This window comes from Shewanella sp. SG41-4, assembly GCF_014164505.1.
Lineage (GTDB): Bacteria > Pseudomonadota > Gammaproteobacteria > Enterobacterales > Shewanellaceae > Shewanella.
The window spans coordinates 12,649-32,916 of sequence record NZ_JACJFI010000018.1 but is presented as its reverse complement, the minus strand read 5'-3'; the positions used below and the strand labels follow the sequence as shown (position 1 = coordinate 32,916).

The 20,268-nt window shown below is 43.2% G+C and carries 16 protein-coding genes; 1 reads left to right on the top strand and 15 read right to left on the bottom strand.

Going from position 1 to position 20,268, the window contains the following annotated elements:
* Window positions 1-524: 524 nt before the first annotated feature.
* Together secA and H5202_RS03475 are read right to left on the bottom strand one after the other, a co-directional pair.
* Window positions 525-3,245 (bottom strand): preprotein translocase subunit SecA, encoded by a 2,721-nt coding sequence (gene secA, locus H5202_RS03480; RefSeq protein ID WP_182770820.1) that lies wholly within the window; start codon window positions 3,243-3,245, stop codon window positions 525-527.
* A gap of 58 nt (window positions 3,246-3,303) precedes the next feature.
* Window positions 3,304-4,203 carry a M23 family metallopeptidase gene (locus tag H5202_RS03475; RefSeq protein WP_182770819.1) on the bottom strand — a complete coding sequence of 300 codons (900 nt, stop codon included), beginning with the start codon at window positions 4,201-4,203 and terminating at the stop codon, window positions 3,304-3,306.
* Between the two features lie 27 nt (window positions 4,204-4,230).
* Here H5202_RS03475 and H5202_RS03470 point away from each other — a divergent pair, with 27 nt between their 5' ends.
* Window positions 4,231-4,683: a DUF721 domain-containing protein gene (locus tag H5202_RS03470; RefSeq protein ID WP_011639208.1), complete on the top strand. Its 453-nt coding sequence runs from the start codon at window positions 4,231-4,233 to the stop codon at window positions 4,681-4,683.
* Window positions 4,684-4,687: 4 nt separating this feature from the next.
* On the opposite strand, the gene lpxC is transcribed toward H5202_RS03470, so the two are convergent.
* From lpxC to ftsL, 13 genes are all read right to left on the bottom strand, one after another.
* The gene (lpxC, locus tag H5202_RS03465; RefSeq protein ID WP_182770818.1) at window positions 4,688-5,608 is read right to left on the bottom strand and encodes a UDP-3-O-acyl-N-acetylglucosamine deacetylase; all 921 of its coding nucleotides are present in this window, start codon (window positions 5,606-5,608) and stop codon (window positions 4,688-4,690) included.
* Window positions 5,609-5,819: 211 nt separating this feature from the next.
* Entirely contained in the window at window positions 5,820-6,986 is a 1,167-nt protein-coding gene (gene ftsZ / locus H5202_RS03460; protein ID WP_182770817.1) for a cell division protein FtsZ, read from the bottom strand.
* Window positions 6,987-7,012: 26 nt separating this feature from the next.
* A complete protein-coding gene (gene ftsA / locus H5202_RS03455) occupies window positions 7,013-8,248 on the bottom strand; it encodes a cell division protein FtsA (RefSeq protein WP_101088499.1) in 1,236 nt (411 codons plus the stop codon).
* Window positions 8,245-9,015 carry a cell division protein FtsQ/DivIB gene (locus H5202_RS03450; protein ID WP_182770816.1) on the bottom strand — a complete coding sequence of 257 codons (771 nt, stop codon included), beginning with the start codon at window positions 9,013-9,015 and terminating at the stop codon, window positions 8,245-8,247. Before H5202_RS03450 ends, ftsA begins: the two co-directional genes overlap by 4 nt.
* Before the next feature lie 121 nt (window positions 9,016-9,136).
* Window positions 9,137-10,594, bottom strand: coding sequence for a UDP-N-acetylmuramate--L-alanine ligase (murC, locus tag H5202_RS03445; RefSeq protein ID WP_182770815.1), 1,458 nt, complete (start codon window positions 10,592-10,594; stop codon window positions 9,137-9,139).
* 1 nt (window position 10,595) lies between these two features.
* Window positions 10,596-11,699 (bottom strand): undecaprenyldiphospho-muramoylpentapeptide beta-N-acetylglucosaminyltransferase, encoded by a 1,104-nt coding sequence (gene murG / locus H5202_RS03440; protein WP_182770814.1) that lies wholly within the window; start codon window positions 11,697-11,699, stop codon window positions 10,596-10,598.
* Complete coding sequence (ftsW, locus tag H5202_RS03435; protein WP_182770813.1) at window positions 11,699-12,913, bottom strand: cell division protein FtsW; 1,215 nt, start codon at window positions 12,911-12,913, stop codon at window positions 11,699-11,701. The genes murG and ftsW overlap by 1 nt, the downstream gene beginning before the upstream one ends.
* Entirely contained in the window at window positions 12,903-14,225 is a 1,323-nt protein-coding gene (gene murD, locus H5202_RS03430) for a UDP-N-acetylmuramoyl-L-alanine--D-glutamate ligase (RefSeq protein WP_182770812.1), read from the bottom strand. The genes ftsW and murD overlap by 11 nt, the downstream gene beginning before the upstream one ends.
* 22 nt (window positions 14,226-14,247) lie before the next feature.
* The gene (gene mraY, locus H5202_RS03425) at window positions 14,248-15,330 is read right to left on the bottom strand and encodes a phospho-N-acetylmuramoyl-pentapeptide-transferase (protein WP_182770811.1); all 1,083 of its coding nucleotides are present in this window, start codon (window positions 15,328-15,330) and stop codon (window positions 14,248-14,250) included.
* The gene (locus H5202_RS03420) at window positions 15,331-16,719 is read right to left on the bottom strand and encodes a UDP-N-acetylmuramoyl-tripeptide--D-alanyl-D-alanine ligase (protein ID WP_182770810.1); all 1,389 of its coding nucleotides are present in this window, start codon (window positions 16,717-16,719) and stop codon (window positions 15,331-15,333) included.
* Complete coding sequence (gene murE / locus H5202_RS03415) at window positions 16,716-18,206, bottom strand: UDP-N-acetylmuramoyl-L-alanyl-D-glutamate--2,6-diaminopimelate ligase (RefSeq protein WP_182770809.1); 1,491 nt, start codon at window positions 18,204-18,206, stop codon at window positions 16,716-16,718. Before murE ends, H5202_RS03420 begins: the two co-directional genes overlap by 4 nt.
* Window positions 18,193-19,941, bottom strand: coding sequence for a penicillin-binding transpeptidase domain-containing protein (locus tag H5202_RS03410; protein WP_182770808.1), 1,749 nt, complete (start codon window positions 19,939-19,941; stop codon window positions 18,193-18,195). Before H5202_RS03410 ends, murE begins: the two co-directional genes overlap by 14 nt.
* Window positions 19,942-19,952: 11 nt before the next feature.
* Window positions 19,953-20,267 (bottom strand): cell division protein FtsL, encoded by a 315-nt coding sequence (ftsL, locus tag H5202_RS03405; protein ID WP_182770807.1) that lies wholly within the window; start codon window positions 20,265-20,267, stop codon window positions 19,953-19,955.
* Window position 20,268 lies beyond the last annotated feature (1 nt).

The following is a 20,268-nucleotide window of genomic DNA, read 5'->3' as shown; positions in this document are numbered from 1 at the left end:
AACACTCATCGTTGCATTGAGTTTAAATTTTTTGATTGCCAACATTCCGAAGAACAGAAGACAATTTCGAATAACTCAATACCTGTGAATGTCCACACAGATTACTTGATAAATTGTTAAAGAGCTTGATGTCGATTTTTCAGACATCGCCATAAGACGCTAGGTCGTTGGCTTGGGGTGCGTATTCTACGCTTCCCCGTGTCGGCGTCAAGTGTTTTTTCAAACTTTCTTTTCGCCTTGAACTCAGTGTTTTGAAGCACTTAATTCAAACTCACTCGGTAATCGCTTACGCTGTATTCCGTGTCAGTGGATGCGCATTATAGGCAGCTTAAGATTTTGTGCAAGCGCTTTTGTGCAAAAAAATGATCTTTTATTCATTTATCCACTTAACTACATGATACTCACTATTTACCCCCAAAGTTATCCACAATTAGTTAATTTATCAATATCTTTGAGTTTTCAGAAACAAAAAAGGTAGCGAATTTTCGCTACCTTTTTATCTAACATTCGTAATGGACTCTTTGTTAACTGAGTTTACCGTGGCATTGTTTGTACTTTTGACCTGAGCCACATGGGCATGGATCGTTACGCCCTATCTTTTCACCTTCACGTATAACTGTTTTAGGCGCTTCTACTTGTTGTTCACCAGTATCAGTTAAAGCTTCTGCTGATGCGTGTTGATAAGCCAGTTTAATTTTTGCTTCTTCATCACGACGACGCTGTTCCATTTCGTCAACATCTGACTGCGCTTGAACTTGTACTTTTGACAGTACACTTATTACGTCATTTTTCAGTGTTTCAAGCAATTGCTGGAATAATTCAAACGATTCACGCTTATACTCTTGCTTTGGATTTTTCTGTGCATAACCACGTAAATGAATACCTTGGCGCAAATGATCCATAGCAGCTAGGTGTTCTTTCCAGAGTCCATCGAGTGTTTGTAGCATTACCGCTTTTTCAAATTGACGTAATACTTGGGCGCCAACCATTTCTTCTTTAGCTTTATACAATTCACTCCATGACGTTAGGATACGTTCGCGTAATGTTTCTTCATGCAGATTATCATCTTGATCTAACCATTCTTGAATTGTTAACTTTAGACCAAATTCATTACCAAGGCGTTGTTCAAGCCCAGGTACATCCCAAAGTTCTTCAAGTGATTGCGGTGGGATATATTGATCGACTATTCCACTGATCACATCTTGTTCGATATTCTGAATTGTATCTTGAATACTTTCAGCATCCATTAACTCGTTACGCTGTGCATAGACAACTTGACGCTGATCGTTTGCGACATCATCGTATTCAAGCAATTGCTTACGGATATCAAAGTTACGTGCTTCGACTTTTCGCTGAGCATTTTCAATAGCACGTGATACCCAAGGGTGCTCAATGGCTTCCCCCTCTTCCATGCCAAGCTTTTTCATCATGCCAGATACTCGATCTGAAGCGAAGATACGCATTAAGCTATCTTCCATCGACAAATAGAAGCGTGAAGAACCAGCATCGCCTTGACGACCAGCACGGCCTCGTAACTGATTATCGATACGACGAGATTCGTGACGTTCTGTACCTAAAATGTGTAAACCACCTGCAGCAAGCACTTCTTCATGACGTATCTTCCAATCAGCTTTAATCTTAGCTTTCTGTTCTGCTGTTGGATTATCTAGCGCTTCAATTTCCATGTTCCAGTTACCGCCTAATACGATATCTGTACCACGGCCAGCCATGTTGGTTGCAATGGTCACAGCACCTAAACTACCGGCTTGAGCAACAATCTCTGCTTCTTTTTCATGGAACTTAGCATTTAGCACGCTGTGAGGAATGTTGGCTTTTTTCAATAATGAATTAAGCAATTCTGATTGCTCAATAGATACAGTACCCACTAATACCGGTTGGCCACGTTCACGACAACCTTCGATATCTTTAATAATAGCTGCGTATTTCTCTGGAGCAGTTAGATAGACCAGATCGGCCATATCATTACGTACCATGGGACGGTTAGTAGGAACAACAACGGTATCTAAACCATAGATATGTTGGAATTCAAATGCCTCAGTGTCAGCAGTACCTGTCATACCGGCAAGTTTTTCATATTGACGGAAATAATTTTGGAAAGTGATAGAAGCCAGAGTTTGGTTTTCATTCTGGATTTTAGCGCCTTCTTTGGCCTCGACAGCTTGATGCAAACCTTCTGACCAACGACGCCCTGGCATAGTACGGCCTGTATGTTCGTCGACAATAATGACTTCATCATCTTTCACAATATAGTCGATGTCTTTTTCAAACAACGTATGTGCACGAAGTGCCGCATTAACATGATGTAGCAAAGAGATATTAGTTGCTGAATAGAGCGAATCACCTTCGGCTAACATGCCTTTTTCAATTAACAGTAATTCAACTTTTTCTTGGCCACGTTCGGTTAAATGAACCTGTTTACCCTTTTCATCAATACTGTAGTCACCTTCGCCAACATAGTCTTCGGTGTCTTCTTTGTCTTGGCGGATCAAACTTGGAATTAATAAATTGATTTTAGCGTATAGCTCAGAACTGTCTTCAGCCGCACCAGAAATAATCAACGGTGTACGGGCTTCATCAATTAGAATTGAATCTACTTCATCAATAAGTGCATAGTGCAGTGGTCGCTGAACACGCTCTTGTGGTGAAAATGCCATGTTGTCACGAAGGTAATCAAAACCAAATTCGTTATTAGTACCGTAAGTAATGTCTGCATCGTAGGCTTGCTTCTTTTCGAATTGACCTAAACCTGCAATGTTAATTCCGACACTTAATCCTAAAAACTCAAACAGTGGACGGTTATTCTCTGCATCACGCGTAGCTAAATAGTCGTTCACTGTAATGACATGAACACCTTTACCCGTTATTCCGTTAAGGTATGCTGGTAGCGTTGCCGTTAAGGTTTTACCTTCACCAGTTCGCATTTCAGCAATACGATTGCTGTCTAAAACCATACCGCCGAGCAATTGAACATCAAACGGACGCATATCAAATACACGCTTTGATGCTTCACGTACAACTGCAAATGCTTCTGCCATGATGTTATCTAAGGTTTCGCCATTTTCTAGACGTTTACGGAACTCTGCCGTTTTCGCTTTGAGTTCTTCATCAGAAAGCTTTTCGTAATCAGCTTCTAATGCATTTATTTGAATAACAATTTTTCCAAGATTTTTCAGGGTGCGGTCGTTGCGACTTCCGAATACTTTTGTCAGTAGTTTGCCTAACATCTTAATCACTTATCTGTTGTAGGTTTGGCTCATTTGAGCGCATTAACCGTTAATATTATTAACTTGCTTTGCGGTAAACGTATTTCTGTGGATCTATTTGTTGTTTACCACGCAGCACTTCGTAATGCACATGGGGGCCAGTTGAACGGCCTGTGCTTCCCATACTGGCAATTTTATCGCCTTTGGCAACGACGTCACCTACGTTTACTGACAGAGATTTATTATGTCCATAGCGAGTGCGAAGACCATTACCATGATCTATTTCAACTAACTCACCATATCCAAGCATGCTTCCTGACCATGTTACAACGCCTGCTGCAGTCGTAGTAACATCTGCCCCTTCTTTGCCGGCAAAATCAATACCTTTATGCATTGTTCGTCGGCCACTAAAAGGATCATTTCGTAAACCATAGGGCGAAGATAACCAACCTTTATCGATTGGCCGCCCTGATATATAACGCTCTTCATCTATATGGAGATTAGATGCTACTGTTTCAAGTAGTGATAGCTGGACGTCATTATTATCAATTCTAGATACCAACTTATTCATTTCATCGATAAGTTGGCTTAATTCGACACCATTGCCTATTTCGCTCAAACCGCCGATCCCGACTTCTGAAGAGAAATCAAATTGATCATCAAGGAGGTTATTTTGCGCGACTTGCTGCCCAAGAGCTTCAAGTCGGGTAATTTTGGCTTGCATCTTGGCCACATGAGCAACCAAAGTTGCTAACTGGGTTTCTGTTGCAGTTTTGAGTTCTACCACTTGTTGCTTTTGCTGCTGGCGAAGCTGTTTATTCTCGTCAACTTTCGCTTGTTGGTCAGCAAAACGCTCAGTGCTGTATTGATATATTCCTGTGCCTGTGGCCATAAGAATAATAGGTAGGAGTAACCAACGCTTACTAGGTTGCCAGCGCGTTACACCATTTCGACCTTGGATAAAAACTGTTACACTCATAGCCTAATTCAGCCATCTTATTATCATATGAAAAAGCCCCCTCAAGATCTCAGCAATTTAGTTCATTTGTCTGGGAGACTGCCTGAACTGGCGGAGAAAGCAGAACTACTTAATAATCTGAATCGTTATGTAAAACAGACGTTAAATGGTCCTGTGGCAGAGCAGCTAAAAGTTGCTAATCTCCGCCAGGGTGTTCTTGTTATTGAAACTACATCAGCAGCATGGGCTGCGAGAATAAATTTTCAAAAGCAGAAGCTATTAAAACAACTTCAAACTGACACACTTCCGATGCTTACTGCTATTGAGGTGAAAGTCAATCCTGGACTTGCCTTAGCAAAACCACAATCTCAACCTAATCAAAATGTGATCAGCACCACAGCAGCACAACATATTGAAGCATTAGCTGCACATGTTGATGGTTCTTTAGGTGAAAAACTAAAACGGCTGGCTGCATTAGCCAGCCGTAATAGGCAATCTTAACTGGTTAAACGTGCGCTAACGCACCCGGAACCATGAAGCTGACAGGCACATCAGCCTCTTTATCGAAACTAACCAACTCCCATGCATCTTGCTGAAGTAGCAATGCACGTACAAGTTGGTTGTTTAACGAATGACCAGTTTTATAAGCCGCAAATTCACCGATAATTGCATGACCAGCAACATATAAGTCACCAAATGCATCGAGAATTTTATGCTTAACGAATTCGTCTTCGTAACGCAGACCATCAGGGTTTAATACACGATACTCGTCAAGTACAACAGCATTTTCCATGCTGCCACCTAGTGCTAGATTATTAGCACGTAAGTATTCAATATCCCGCATAAAACCAAATGTTCTGGCACGGCTAATGTCTTTCACAAACGCTGATGTCGAAAAGTCCATCACCATGTGTTGCTGACTACGAGCAATTTCTGGGTGAGCAAAGTCAATTTTAAAATCAACTCTAAACCCTTTAAAAGGTTTTAGCTCGGCCCATTTATCGCCATCTTCAACACGCACTGGTTTAGTGATTTTTATATACTTTTTCGCTGCAGCTTGCTCTTTAATACCTGCACTTTGCAGTAAAAACACAAATGGGCTTGCACTGCCATCCATAATCGGGATTTCAGGTGCATCGACTTCGATAATAGCATTATCGATACCTAAGCCAGCAAGCGCCGCAAACAAATGCTCAATAGTTGATATTCTTATACCTGCATCATTTACGAGGGCTGTACACATTGTTGTTTCACGAACCATATCCGCCTTGGCTGGAATAAACACAGCAGGGCTAAGATCAGTTCGCTTTAGTACAATCCCGGTATTCACTGGTGCGGGCTTAATGCATAGAGTTACCTTGTTGCCAGAATGTAACCCGACTCCAGTGCTCTTAACCATCTTTTGAACAGTTCTTTGAAAAATCATTCAGTAGCCCATAAATATCAATATTAAACAAATAGTTGCAATAATAACCTAAGGTTATCATGTATAACTGGTTCAACATGCTACCATAAATTCGGCTTTTAACAAAAAAAACGCCAAACACATGGTAAATTTGTAATCCAGTTTACAATATAACCCTTATTAGTACATTGCACTCATTAGTCATGCCAAAATATAGTGTTTTATTCGTATATTAATCCGCTTGTTTACGCAAAAATGCTGGAATATCAAGATAGTCAGCATCAGTACGCTGCACAGGTTGCTGCTGTGGCACAGCATTTCCTTTTGGCACTGCATAACTTTGTTGTGATACAGCTTCCTCAACAGGTTCTGGACGAGGCTCTATAACAACAGGTTCTGGACGAGCGACTGGTTTAGACACTAATTGGATATCTGGTTTTTTCTCAGCACCAATACCTGTCGCAACTACTGTCACACGTAACTCATCACTCATTTCAGGATCGATTACCGCACCGACAACCACAGTAGCATTTTCTGAGGCGTAAGCTTTAACGTGGTTACCCACTGTTTCAAGCTCTTCAATGGTGATATCCATACCAGCAGTAATGTTGACTAACACACCACGAGCACCAGCTAAATCAATATCTTCAAGCAATGGACTAGCAACTGCAGCTTCTGCGGCTTCTTCAGCGCGATCATCACCACGAGCGACACCCGTTCCCATCATGGCATTACCCATTTCAGACATAACGGTTTTCACATCGGCGAAATCGACGTTGATTAAGCCTGGGCGAGTAATTAATTCTGCAATCCCTTGGACGGCTCCAAGTAACACGTTGTTGGCTGCAGCAAAAGCATCAAGTAAAGATGTTCCGCGACCTAGCACTTTTAATAACTTTTCATTTGGAATCGTAATTAAAGAGTCAACATGTTTTGCTAATTCTGCAATACCTAGTTCAGCGTAAGCCATACGCTTTTTCCCTTCAAATGGGAAAGGCTTAGTGACTACGGCAACGGTTAGAATACCTTCTTCGCGGGCAATTTCTGCCACAACAGGTGCAGCGCCAGTACCGGTACCACCACCCATGCCAGCAGCGATAAAGATCATGTCAGATCCTTTAATTGCTGCTCGAATATTCTCACGGTCTTCTTCAGCGGCTTGACGGCCCACATCTGGATTTGCACCCGCACCAAGACCTTTAGTCACATCGCGACCAAGCTGGATAGTTGAACCCGCACTTGATTTACGTAGTGCTTGCGCATCTGTATTTGTGACGATAAATTCAACACCTTCGATGCTGTGTTTTACCATATGTTCGACAGCGTTTCCGCCACCGCCACCGACGCCGATGACTTTAATCACCGCTTCGTCTGAATGTGTATCCATGATCTCAAACATTGTCTGATCTCCATTTGTCTGCGTTATTAAAATTCACCCTTAAACCAACTTTTGACCCGATTCAAAAAGCTGGTAACCCCTTGCCGCTCAGGTCGTTCGAACTGTCGTTCGATGACTCTTCTTGCGCCATAATGAAGCAACCCTATTCCTGTTGAATAAATTGGTTGATCCACATATTCGTATAACCCTTTTACTGGTAGCGGTGATGCGACACGGACTGGCATGCCAAAGGTTGCTTCAGCAATATCAACGGCACCCGATATCGAGGACGTTCCTCCAGTTAGCACAATCCCTGCTGCAATTTGATCTTCTAGACCGCTATCTTGTAACTGCTTGAGAACAAGCTCAAACAATTCTTGATATCTTGGCTCTACCACTTCTGCCAGAGTATGGCGTGACATACTACGTGAAGGGCGACCGCCCACGGATGGGACTTCAATACTGTCTTCACGACTTACCGTTGAACTTCTGGCACTGGCAAACTGCACTTTAATTTGTTCAGCGTGTGTTAACGGTGTTCTGAATATCTTGGCGATGTCACTTGTGACTTGGTTACCCGCGACAGGAATAACTGCACAATGACGTAATGCGCCGTTGGTATATACAGCAATATCGGTTGTTCCACCACCAATATCAACAATACACACGCCTAAATCTTTCTCATCATTTGTGAGTACCGAGTCTGCAGAAGCGATGCCCGAAAACACCAAATCATCCACTTTTAAACCACAACGCTCTACACTCTTAGTAATATTTTTAGCCATATCATTGGCACAGGTCACAATATGAGCCTTGGCTTCCATACGCATACCCGACATACCAATTGGGCTCTTGATACCGTCTTGAACATCGATTGAATACTCTTGCGGTAATACATGCAAAATACGACGTTCTGTTGGGATCTTAACCGAGCGAGCAGTATGGATTACATTATCTACATCTTCTTGGGTGACTTCTTCGTCGTTAATCGACACCATGCCATTTTCATTTTGGCAGGCAATATGTTTACCCGAAATACTTAAGTACACCGATGAAACCTGGCAATCAGCCATTAACTCAGCTTGATCTAACGCCCGTTGCACGCTGCGCACTATAGAGTCGAGATCGTTGACACCACCTTTATCCATACCGCGAGAAGGATGATTACCTAAACCAATGACACTAATCTCACCATCAGGCAATACTTCACCAATGATCACTGCGACCTTGGATGTCCCTATATCTAACCCCACGATGAGGTTTCTTTCCTGATTTTTGGTCATTTATTGTCGACTCTCTTTTTTGAATCATCCCAACCTACGGCGAACCCGGTATCGTAACGTAAATCAACGGTCGCAACTGGTTTTTCACTTTGCTTCAAAGTTGGATACACATTAATAAAGCGTTGTATCCGTGACATTTTATCTTCTCGTCCGAGCTCAATTTCAATTCCGTTAGCCAGCACGGCATGCCATGCATGGCGTGGACTTAAGCGTAAACTGGACAGTTTAAACTCGTTTATAGTCAATAAATCATCTAACTGCTGATAGCTGGTTAATACTTCTATTTCTGTCCCTTCTGGTCCAGATAACTTGGGTAAGGCATCATGTTCTGAATGCGCTAACGCATCAAAAACCTCACCATTAGTATTAAGCCAAGACACATCATTCCAATGCGCTACAGCTTGTTGTTCTTGTAAGGTAACCTTAAACTTTGCCGGCCATTCTCGTCTTACCGATGCATGATAAACCCACGGCAATGCTTCTAATGCTTTTTGTACATCCACCACATCAGCGCTAAAAAAACTACTTTGCATCAACGACTGTAATGCGCTCTTAATTTCGTCATCGGTGGTATAAATTCGCTCACCTTTAATCGCTACCGCTTCAATAGGCAATGCATCAGCATCATTTAATAGCTCGTGTAGTTGCATACATCCCCAAACTACGGTGCCAAGTACACTGCATAAAAACACTACACCAGTGCAAAAATACCAATTAACACGAGCCAATTTATGTTTTAGTTGCCGCCCTTTATCGCTCCACGACACCTTAAATCCGCCTCTGACGTTGTTCCGGAGTTAACTCCAAAAGATCGGTCATTATATAGACCAATTCATAAGGTTTAAAGCTCGATTTTTACACACAACAATTGTTGAAAAATCAATCACTTTATTGCTCTTCTACAAGTACTTTACAACCCAAATTACTCTGAGCTAATTCTTTCGATAAAGCCCCGATATTGCCTGCCCCCTGAGTCATAAATAAATCCCCATGTTGCAACACATCTGGTAATACCGCCGCGAGCTGATCGGGACTGGCGATAAAAATAGGGTCTATTTGACCTCGTAATCTAATTGAACGGCATAAAGCCCGTCCATCTGCACCTGGGATCGGAGCTTCACCCGCGGCATAAACATCTAATAATAATAAGCAATCGACTTGGGATAATACATCGACGAAATCTTCATATAAGTCACGTGTGCGGCTATAACGGTGCGGTTGATATGCCATCACTAAACGCTTGTCTGGCCAACCTGCTCGCGCTGCTTTAATCGTTGCTAATACTTCACTTGGGTGATGTCCATAGTCGTCTACGAGCATGACACTGCCATTCGGTGTTTCAAATTCACCTAAATGTTGGAAACGACGGCCTATACCTTCAAACTCAGCAAGTGCTTGTACAATAGCACTATCATCGATGTCATCTTCACTGGCGACAGCTATCGCGGCTAAGGCGTTAAGTACGTTATGTTCACCAGGTAAATTAAGCACAATATCAACATTATCTTTGCCATGACGCTTAACAGTAAAGCTTGACTGATGACCATTTTGTGCAAAGTTAATAGCCTGAACATCAGCCTCCTCACTAAACCCGTAAGTTACAATTTGGCGGCCAATACGTGGCATAATTTCACGGATAACTTCATCATCAATACACATCACTGCAACGCCATAAAACGGCAGGTTATGCAAAAAATCGACAAAGGTGGTTTTCAATTTTTCAAAGTCGCCACCATATGTATCCATATGATCAGCTTCGATATTAGTGATCACACTGACCATTGGCTGCAAGTGCAAAAAGCTTGCATCACTTTCATCTGCTTCAGCAATAAGGTAACGACTTGTGCCTAAACGTGCATTAGTACCAGCACTATTAAGTAAGCCACCAATAACAAATGTTGGGTCACGATCGGCTTGACCGTATACGCTGGCAATTAAGCTTGTCGTAGTGGTTTTACCATGAGTTCCAGCAATCGCAACACCATGACGATAACGCATTAACTCAGCCAGCATCTCTGCACGGCGCACTATCGGGATACGTAATTCTTTAGCAGCAATAATCTCTGGATTTTGCGGGTTAATGGCGGTAGAAACCACAACAACATCAACCTGTTCGACGCTTTGGGCCTGATGGCCAATAATAATTTTTGCGCCAAGACTCGCCAAACGATCAGTTACGCTATTGATAGCGATATCCGAACCACTTATTTGATAACCTTCATTAACAAGCACTTCCGCAATACCACCCATGCCGGCACCACCGATGCCAACAAAATGAATGCGCTTGATCCTTCTCATTTCAGGGATCATGCTACGAAGCTGTGCGTATCTTTCTGTCTTTGTCATTTCAATCCTTTCTCGCAAATGAGGCACAAATATCTGCTACTCGTTGAGTCGCATCTAATACAGCTACGCCTCTTGCTTTATGGCCCATTTGGGCTAGTTCTTGTCTATTTTCAACAAACAACTGCAACTTCTCAGCAAGGTTGTCTGCATTTAAAATGGTTTGTGGCAGTAAAAAACCCGCTCCAGCTTCAACCAGTACTGATGCATTTACAGTTTGATGGTCATCCACAGCATGAGGATACGGAACTAAGATGCTTGGTAAACCAACTGCGGCCAGTTCGGACACGGTAAGAGCTCCGGAGCGGCATACCACAACATCGGCCCAACGATAAGCCGCTTCCATGTCATCAATAAATTCAGCAACATTAACACGGTCTGATTGACCAAGTTGTTGATAACTCGCTTTCACTGTTGCCTGATTATTTTTGCCAACTTGGTGCCAAACTGTCAGAGAATGAGACTTACTCAAATGAGCCACTACAGCAGGCATTACATCATTCAATACTTTGGCACCTAAACTACCACCCACCACCAATACTCTTAATGCATCAGCCTGAGGCGTTTTAATTTGTGCACCTAACTCGATAAGCTCTTGGCGAATGGGATTACCCACAACCTCTACATTGGCCACGTTACTGGCAAAGGTATTTGGGAATGCGCACAATACCTTTTTGGCAATCTTAGATAACAGCTTATTGGTTAATCCTGGAATTGCATTTTGCTCATGCAGCACTAAAGGAATACCTAATAATTTGCCTGCAACCCCACCAGGACCGCTGGCAAATCCGCCCATGCCTAGAATCACGTCAGGTTGAAAATCTTCAATCACCGCTTTAGCTTGAATGATTGAACGAATAATTTTAAACGGTGCCGCTAACTTACGCATAAGACCATTACCACGCACACCTTTAATATCGATAAATTCAATATCAAATCCGTGCTGAGGCACTAAACGCGCCTCCATTCGGTCGGCAGTACCTAACCAACGAATTTGCCAACCTTTTTCAGCTAAATACTTCGCCACTGCAAGTGCCGGAAAAACATGGCCTCCAGTGCCGCCAGCCATTATGAGTATCTTAGGAGAACGACTAATATTACTGTTCATTAACTTGTTCTCCCTTGTACGGCTTGCACCAAACTAACTCGACGCTCATAATCTATCCTAACAAGCAACATCACCGCAGCAGTCATAATCCATAAACTACTGCCACCATAGCTAATAAACGGTAGGGTTAACCCTTTTGTTGGTAACATACCAATACTGGCACCCACGTTTACTACGGTCTGAAAACAAATCCAAATACCCACACCATAGGCGACATAACTTTCAAAAGGGCGCTGCATTTTTAAACATAAGTTGCCTAATCTAATCGCACGAATAGCAATAAAAAATAATGTACATAGCACAGCAATAATACCGGTAAACCCAAGCTCTTCACCGATAACAGCAAAGATAAAATCAGTATGCGCCTCAGGTAAATAAGCGAGTTTTTGAATACTGTTACCTAAACCCTGACCAAACCAATCGCCTCGGCCATAAGCCATTAATGATTGAGTTAACTGGTAACCACTGCCAAATGGGTCTTCCCATGGATCCATAAACGAGGTCACTCGTCGCATACGATAAGGTTCGAATAGCACCAGTAACACGAAGGTGGCCACCCCCAGTAATACCAACACCATAAAGTCTGTAATGCGCGCACCTGCCAGAAACAACAAGCTGACTGTACACACAAACAACACAACTACAGTGCCAAGGTCAGGCTGTAACAAAATCAATACTGCGAACAAACCATAAACCCCAATCGGTTTATAGAAACCTTTACGGTTTTCGCGTAATTCACCATGACGGCGTACTAGGTAACCGGCCATGTAAACAATAAATACAAACTTGGCCATTTCGGCGACTTGGATCCTAATAGGACCGATAGACAACCAACGACGGGCACCGTTAACTGAGGTGCCGATAAACAGTACTGCAATCAATAATACCAACACCGCTAGCATCAGCATGCCGCTGTTTTTTTCCCAATAACTGACTTCAAACTTCAGCACCACGAAAGCAATCACTACACAGCCAACAAGGTAAAGCACATGGCGGTACATAAAATAAAATGGATCGCCAGTCAGTTTGGTCGCTTCAGGCATTGAAGCTGACATCACCATAACAAAGCCAAAACACATTAAGCCAACAACCGCGACGAGGAAGCTACGGTCGTATAGCTGCATACCCGGTTTATGATCATCGGATAATAACGAGGGCAAAGTCCAATTAAGGCCCCGTTTAAACAAGCTAAGTTGCTGCTCGTTATTCGCCATCGGCTAACGACTCCACACACTGTCTAAAATCATCGCCACGAGCCATAAAGTTTTTATACATATCTAAACTGGCACATGCAGGCGACAATAATACAATGTCACCAGACGATGCTAATTCAGCTGCTTTAGCGACGGCCTCTGCCATCGTTGTCACTTCGATAGTGCCTGGTTTTAATTTGGCTATTTTGCGGCCATCTCGCCCCAAGGTAATAAGCTGAGTAATATTGCTCAACGGTTCTGTTAGTGGGCGAAAATCACTGCCTTTACCATCACCACCTGCAATTAGGTACAAATCACCTAGGTGTGAATTAAGTCCCTCAAGTGCCGCAACTGTCGCGCCGACATTGGTAGCTTTAGAGTCATTGATATACGACACACCTTGTTTAACGGCAATCAGTTCACAACGATGACTTAAACCAACAAAGGTTTTAGCCACTTCAATCATGGCCTCTTTACCCACACCACAAGCATCGGCTAATGCCATTGCGGCTAATAAGTTTGCATGGTTATGGCTACCAATTAAGGTCACATCAATTAAATTAATAATCTCAGAGTCACCATGGAAAATCTTGCCATCACTTAATCCCCATGCATCGCCTTCTGGCACGCCCAAACCAAAATTATTTTGATTCATTGGCTCTAACGGATAAGTTAACTCGTCATCACGGTTGTACATCACAAAGCGACTTTGTGGGTATAAGCGTAACTTTGCTTCGCGGTAAGTATTCAAGTCACTATAGCGATCCATATGGTCTTCGCTAACATTGAGACACGTTGCCGCAATACAATTTAATGAATGAGTGGTTTCAAGTTGGAAACTCGATAACTCAAGTACGTAAAAGTCTGCATCCTGAGGTAATAAATCCAGCGCTGGTATACCAATATTACCGCCAATCGCCACCGACTTTCCGGCTACTAATAGCATTTCGTACACTAATGTCGTCACCGTAGATTTACCGTTTGATCCAGTAATACCGACAACGCAAGGTTTTTTGGCTGCTATTTCTCGAGCAAATAACTCGACATCACCAATCACTTCAATTCCCATATCCAACGCAGCGCGCACTTCAGGCGTGTCGATTGGAACACCAGGACTGATAATAATTTGGCTGGCTTGAACTAAATAACGACAATCAAACCCACCGGCCAATAATTCAATATCGGCAAACTCTTGTGCCAACGTATCTGCACCTGGCGGATGACGACGACTGTCCATCACTAAAGGCTTAATGCCTTTAGTCGCTAAAAAACGCACAACCGAGAGCCCTGTAGCTCCTAAGCCTAAAACAATGTGCGTATATTGAGTTTGCATAATACTGACCTTGATTAATTACTTAGCGTAATTTCAGAGTCGCGAGACCCAGTAACACTAAAAACAATGAGATAATCCAAAAACGCACAATGACGCGCGGCTCTGGCCACCCTTTTAACTCATAATGGTGATGAATAGGCGCCATACGGAAAATTCGCTGGCCACGTAACTTATATGAGCCTACCTGTAAGATCACCGATACCGTTTCCATAACAAACACGCCGCCCATGATCACCAGTAAAATTTCTTGGCGAACTAAAATAGCAATCACACCCAATGCGGCACCTAAAGACAACGAGCCGACATCACCCATAAATACTTGTGCAGGGTAAGTGTTAAACCATAAAAAGCCCAAACCGGCGCCGACTATAGCAGTGCACACAATCACTAATTCACCGGCTAACGGTAAATGAGGTAAGTGCAAATAACTGGCAAATTGTGCATGACCAGACAAGTAAGCGATTAAAGCAAATGCCGCCGCAACCATCACGGTTGGCATAATGGCCAAGCCATCTAAGCCGTCGGTTAAGTTCACTGCGTTACTGGCACCCACGATGGTGAAGTAAGCCAATAAAATAAACATAAAGCCCAGTTGCGGCATAATATTTTTAAAAAACGGCACAACTAACTGTGTTTCGCCTACCATGGTTGATGAGCTATACAAATACACTGCAACAACTAAAGCGGCAATTGACTGCAACGCGTATTTCCAACGTGCAATTAGGCCTTTAGTATCTTTCTTAACCACTTTACGGTAATCATCAATAAAACCAATGACACCAAAACTAGCTAGTACAAACAACGTGACGAGTACATAACGATTGGATAAGTCACCCCAAAGCAGCACACTGATAAAAATGCCTGCAAGGATAAGAATACCGCCCATTGTAGGTGTTCCACGTTTACTGAAATGCGATTCTGGACCGTCATCACGAACGACTTGACCAATTTGCAGCATTTGCAAGCGCTTAATTAAAATAGGCCCCCACCATAAGCTGCATATCAATGCTGTTAACAAGCCTAAAATAGCCCGAAACGTTACATATGAAAAAACGTTAAACCCAGAATAAAACTGGGTTAAATACTCGGCTAGATAAACCAGCATCTACACTAACTCCCCATGCCCATAGGCATCTAATAAACTGTCCACAACTCGCTCCATAGCGGCGCTGCGGGAACCTTTAACTAAAATTGTGATATTACCCGTGGTGCTTGCTAACTGTTTTTGCAATGCCAATATTAATGGTCCTTGAGCCAAAAAGTGCTCACTGCCAAATGCTTCGCTGGTATTTGCCGACAACTGGCCGCAACAAAACAGTGACTCTATGCTTGAATCTTTGACCTGTAAGCCAATACTGGCGTGCAAAGGGGCAGCATTGTCGCCTAATTCGCCTAAATCTCCCAGCACTAAACAACGATATCCATCACGTTGTTGCAACCAATTGATCGCCGCACTGACTGACGTTGGATTAGCGTTATAGCTATCATCGATTAATAACACTCGGCCAAGATCATGTGGTTGCATACGACCTTTTACCGGTTTAAGCAAAGCAAAGCCTTGCGCAATGTCGGTCAGTGATATGCCCAAAGCAATAGACATAGAGGCCGCAGCCAAGGCATTACTCACCTGATGCAGACCCGCAAGCGGTAATTGCACCACTTCTTGAAGTCCATTAAAGGTTAATGTAAATCGATAACAACCATTAACATCTACCGCTATATCTGTTGCCGTCACATCTGCATCGACATTCATTTCACGGCTAAAACGCAGCTGTTGGCGCCCTTGCGACTGTTGCAACATAAAATCTGCAAACTTGTCGTCAGCGTTAATAATCGCAGTGCCATTTGATGCCAGATGGTTGAAAATTTCAGATTTTGCTTGAGCAACACCTTCTAGTGAACCAAACCCTTCAAGGTGGGCATTGCCGACGTTATTAACTAACGCGACTTGAGGTTGAACTAATGATGAGGTGTAATCGATCTCTCCACGGTGGTTTGCACCAAGTTCAAACACCCCATATTCATCGCCTTCACTTAACCGCAGCAAAGTTAACGGCACACCAATTTCGTTGTTAAAATTACCGGCGGTGAATAACACTTGGTGATGTTGAGATAAAATAGTGGCCAGCATTTCTTTAACGCTGGTTTTGCCGTTTGAGCCCGTTAACGCGACGCAAATAGGCGCAACAGTTTGGCGCACAAACGCGCCCATCTTGCCCATGGCCTTTTGGGTATCGGCGACGACAATTTGCGGTATATCGGTGCCAAGAGGATGATCGACTAATAGATGGTCGACTAACAACGCTACGGCACCATTTTTAATCGCAGTTTCGACAAAATCATGACCATCAAAACGCTCGCCTTTTAACGCGATAAATAAGCATTGAGTCGGAATGTTGCGACTGTCTGTACTGACACTCGTAATCACTCTATCTTGGCCGTGTAAAGTGCCATTAAGATGCGGAGCTAATACCGACATAGTGACGCTTATCATGATGCCTCCTGAGATAACTTAAATGCTAAGGCGCGTTCATCATAATCAATACGCTCACCTGCCACTTCTTGGTAGGTTTCATGCCCCTTACCAGCAAGCAGCACAATATCGTCAACGTGTGCCAATGAAACTACATGGTTAATGGCTTCAATTCGGTCAACTTGAGTAAGCACGTTTTGAGGCTGACTAATACCCTGTAAAATATCGTTGATAATAGTTTGTGGATCTTCACTGCGGGCATTGTCACTTGTGATCATCACTTTATCTGCATATTGCTCAGCGGCTTGTGCCATCAAAGGACGTTTACCTTTGTCACGATCGCCACCGCAGCCGAATACACACCATAGTGTTCCTTTGCAGTGCAATCTTAATGCTTTTAGCGCTTGCTCAATTGCATCTGGAGTATGGGCATAGTCAACAACCAAAGTGGCTTTATTAGCAGATGAAAAACGCTCCATACGACCCGCGACAGGAACCAACAGTGGAACAACGGCCAAAATAGATGCCATTGGCTTACCCTGCAAATACAACACAGCTATGGCTGCTACTAGGTTAGACAGGTTAAATGCACCTAATAACGGCGAATTAAGCTGCAAACTTGTAGGTTGCCCACTATCAATCTCAACAAAATGTAATGTCGCGGTAACGCCTGCGTCATTGTATGCAATTGCATCACAGTAAAAGTCGGCAGCAGAATTATTCTGAACGCTGAAAGATTTATTCTTGTCGTTCGCCAATTCGGTTAACCATTTCGCACCAACGGCATCATCAATGTTGATCACACCATGTTTTACACTCGGAAATTGAAATAAACGTTTTTTAGCGGCTGCGTAAGAATCCATATCACCGTGATAATCTAGATGATCACGACTTAAATTAGTAAATACAGCTATCTCAAATGGGGCGGCTTCTACACGCCCTTGAACTAAACCATGGCTGGACACTTCCATCGCACACAGTTCAGCACCTTTAGCGGCAAACTCACCAAGTTGGCGCATAACCGTTATTGCATCAGCAGTCGTATTGCCGCTATCGACAAGTTGGCCCCATAAACCATTACCTAATGTGCCCATCACAGCGGCTTGATGCCCAAGTAAAGAGACAATTTGAGCAATAATTTGGCTTACCGAGGTTTTGCCATTAGTACCGGTTATTCCAATCAAAGATAATGATGAGTTATGTGATAAGTAAAACTGCGCGGCGACTGCCGATAATTGGCGGCCTAATTGGCAAAAATACACCAATGGAACAGCATATTGAAGACGATCGACTATGCCATGTTCATCTGGATTATCAGTATGGATCAGTACTGCCGTTGCGCCCGCTTTAATCGCTTGAGCAATGAACACTCGACCATCTACTTTATAACCAGGTAACGCCACAAATAAACCGCCACGTTCAACTTCACGGCTGTCTAGCGTTAATCCATCAATAGATTCGTGACCAGAGTAATGGAACCAGGGCGCTAATAAATTATTTAATAACATTAGTCTGCGCTCCTCGAGCTGTGGCCAAATGAACAGCCTCCTGCTCTGAAATTGGTTCAACATTAAGCATTTGCAATGCACCTGACATAATTTTAGCGAAGGCTGGGCCGGCAACATCGCCACCGTAATATTTGTCGCCTTTGGGTTCATTAATGACAACTGAAATAGCCAAGCGCGGATTATGAACCGGAGCAACACCAGCAAATAACGCGACATAATCGTCGCCATAACCACCGGCAACGGCTTTACGACTGGTACCTGACTTGCCTGCTACAGGGTAACCTTCAATGTGTGCTTTGGTTCCTGTGCCTCCAGCTTCCGTGACCCCAACGAGCATTTCCATTACGTCATAAGCGACTTTATTTGAAATAACTTGTTCACCTTTCGGCGGTTGCCTCAATTTTAAAATTGACACAGGATAGAGCACTCCACCACTGCCTAGCGTTGCGTACATCCGTGCGATTTGTAACGGCGTAGCGGTAAAGCCATAACCAAAAGACAAGGTGGCGCGTTCAAAGTCAGACCAACGATGGCGATTATGAATTAATCCAGCACTTTCACCGGTTAAGTTAATCCCCGAATAATTACCTAGTCCCATAGATTGATACGTGCCTAATAATTGCTCAACAGGCATAGACAGGGACAGTTTACTAATTCCTACGTTACTTGATTTAACTAGAATTTTGGCTAAAGTCATATCACCATAGTTATTCGAGTCGCGAACTTGACGCCCGCCAATCCGCATCCATCCAGGTGATGTCGAGATCAATTCATTTACTTTAACAGTGCCAGCATCGAGTGCTGCAGCAACAACAAAAGGTTTGATAGTAGAACCAGGTTCGAATGTGTCAGTTAAGGCACGATTACGCATGCGATGAGGTTGTAAATTATCTCGAGCATTGGGATTATATGAAGGAGTATTGACCATCGCTAACACTTCACCCGTTTTAACGTCGATGACAACCACAGACCCCGAGGTCGCTTGGTATACTTCTGTCGCTCGCTTCAATTCTCTATATGCCAACTGCTGAATACGTTGATCAATACTGAGCACTAAATCGTTAGAGCTTTCGCCTTCTTGCACGATATCTAAACGTTCAACCACACTGCCATCGCGAGACTTACGGACCTTTTGCTTAGATGGAGTCCCTGTTAACCAGGTATTATAAGTATTCTCAATACCTTCAATACCCACATCATCGATATTAGTGATACCAATTAACTGAGCGGCTATTTCACCGGCAGGATAATAACGACGAGATTCCGATTTAAGGTAAATACCACCAATTTTAAGCTGCTCAATATAGTCAGCAACAGCAGAGGTCACTTGACGTTTAAGATATACAAAGCGCTTTTTAGGATTGTTTTTGACTTTTCTGACCAACTCATCAACAGGTTCTTGCAGAACATCAGCAAGGGCTTGCCAACGTCGCATATCTTTAAATGCATCTTGATCATGGGCATGTTTGGGATCAGCCCACACTGCCCGCACAGGAACACTAACCGCGAGCATGTCGCCATTGCGATCGGTGATTAAGCCTCGCTGAACTTGATTGCTGGTTGTGCGTAATGTGCGCATATCACTTTCGTGACGCAGTTTATCTGGCTCAATAATTTGAATATAGGCTGCACGTGCAACTAGACTGCAAAATAACAACAACACGAACCCCACCACAACGTATAAACGCCATGGAATAAGTTCGTGACCTAATTTTTGCTTCGCTTGTCTAGCCATATTCCCTATGCTCACTTGACTCGAATGATAACTTCCTCTCTAGGAAGCGGCCGAGACATATTCAATTCTTTGGTTGCCATCCGAGTCACACGACTGTGCTCTGATTGTGATTGTTCTTCTAATAATAAGTTTCGCCATTCAATATCTAAGCGATCTTGCTCTTGTAGAAGTTGATCCCATTGAGTAATCAACTTACGTGTTACATGGCTGGTATAAACGACAGCTACGCCATTCATCACAACTAACACACTCAACAGCAATACCCACTTGTGGTGCCAAATGTCATGTAACACAATCCGAGGCAAATTTAATGGTGATTGGCTCACA

Bases quoted from the DNA above. Each gene is read 5' to 3' on its own strand.
- murC (WP_182770815.1), bottom strand. From the start codon at position 10,594: ATGACAAAGACAGAAAGATACGCACAGCTTCGTAGCATGATCCCTGAA.
- murD (WP_182770812.1), bottom strand. From the start codon at position 14,225: ATGCAAACTCAATATACGCACATTGTTTTAGGCTTAGGAGCTACAGGG.
- H5202_RS03475 (WP_182770819.1), bottom strand. From the start codon at position 4,203: ATGAGTGTAACAGTTTTTATCCAAGGTCGAAATGGTGTAACGCGCTGG.
- ftsW (WP_182770813.1), bottom strand. From the start codon at position 12,913: ATGGCGAATAACGAGCAGCAACTTAGCTTGTTTAAACGGGGCCTTAAT.
- mraY (WP_182770811.1), bottom strand. From the start codon at position 15,330: ATGCTGGTTTATCTAGCCGAGTATTTAACCCAGTTTTATTCTGGGTTT.
- secA (WP_182770820.1), bottom strand. From the start codon at position 3,245: ATGTTAGGCAAACTACTGACAAAAGTATTCGGAAGTCGCAACGACCGC.
- H5202_RS03410 (WP_182770808.1), bottom strand. From the start codon at position 19,941: ATGGCTAGACAAGCGAAGCAAAAATTAGGTCACGAACTTATTCCATGG.
- ftsZ (WP_182770817.1), bottom strand. From the start codon at position 6,986: ATGTTTGAGATCATGGATACACATTCAGACGAAGCGGTGATTAAAGTC.
- lpxC (WP_182770818.1), bottom strand. From the start codon at position 5,608: ATGATTTTTCAAAGAACTGTTCAAAAGATGGTTAAGAGCACTGGAGTC.
- ftsA (WP_101088499.1), bottom strand. From the start codon at position 8,248: ATGACCAAAAATCAGGAAAGAAACCTCATCGTGGGGTTAGATATAGGG.
- H5202_RS03470 (WP_011639208.1), top strand. From the start codon at position 4,231: ATGAAAAAGCCCCCTCAAGATCTCAGCAATTTAGTTCATTTGTCTGGG.
- H5202_RS03420 (WP_182770810.1), bottom strand. From the start codon at position 16,719: ATGATAAGCGTCACTATGTCGGTATTAGCTCCGCATCTTAATGGCACT.
- murG (WP_182770814.1), bottom strand. From the start codon at position 11,699: ATGAACAGTAATATTAGTCGTTCTCCTAAGATACTCATAATGGCTGGC.
- murE (WP_182770809.1), bottom strand. From the start codon at position 18,206: ATGTTATTAAATAATTTATTAGCGCCCTGGTTCCATTACTCTGGTCAC.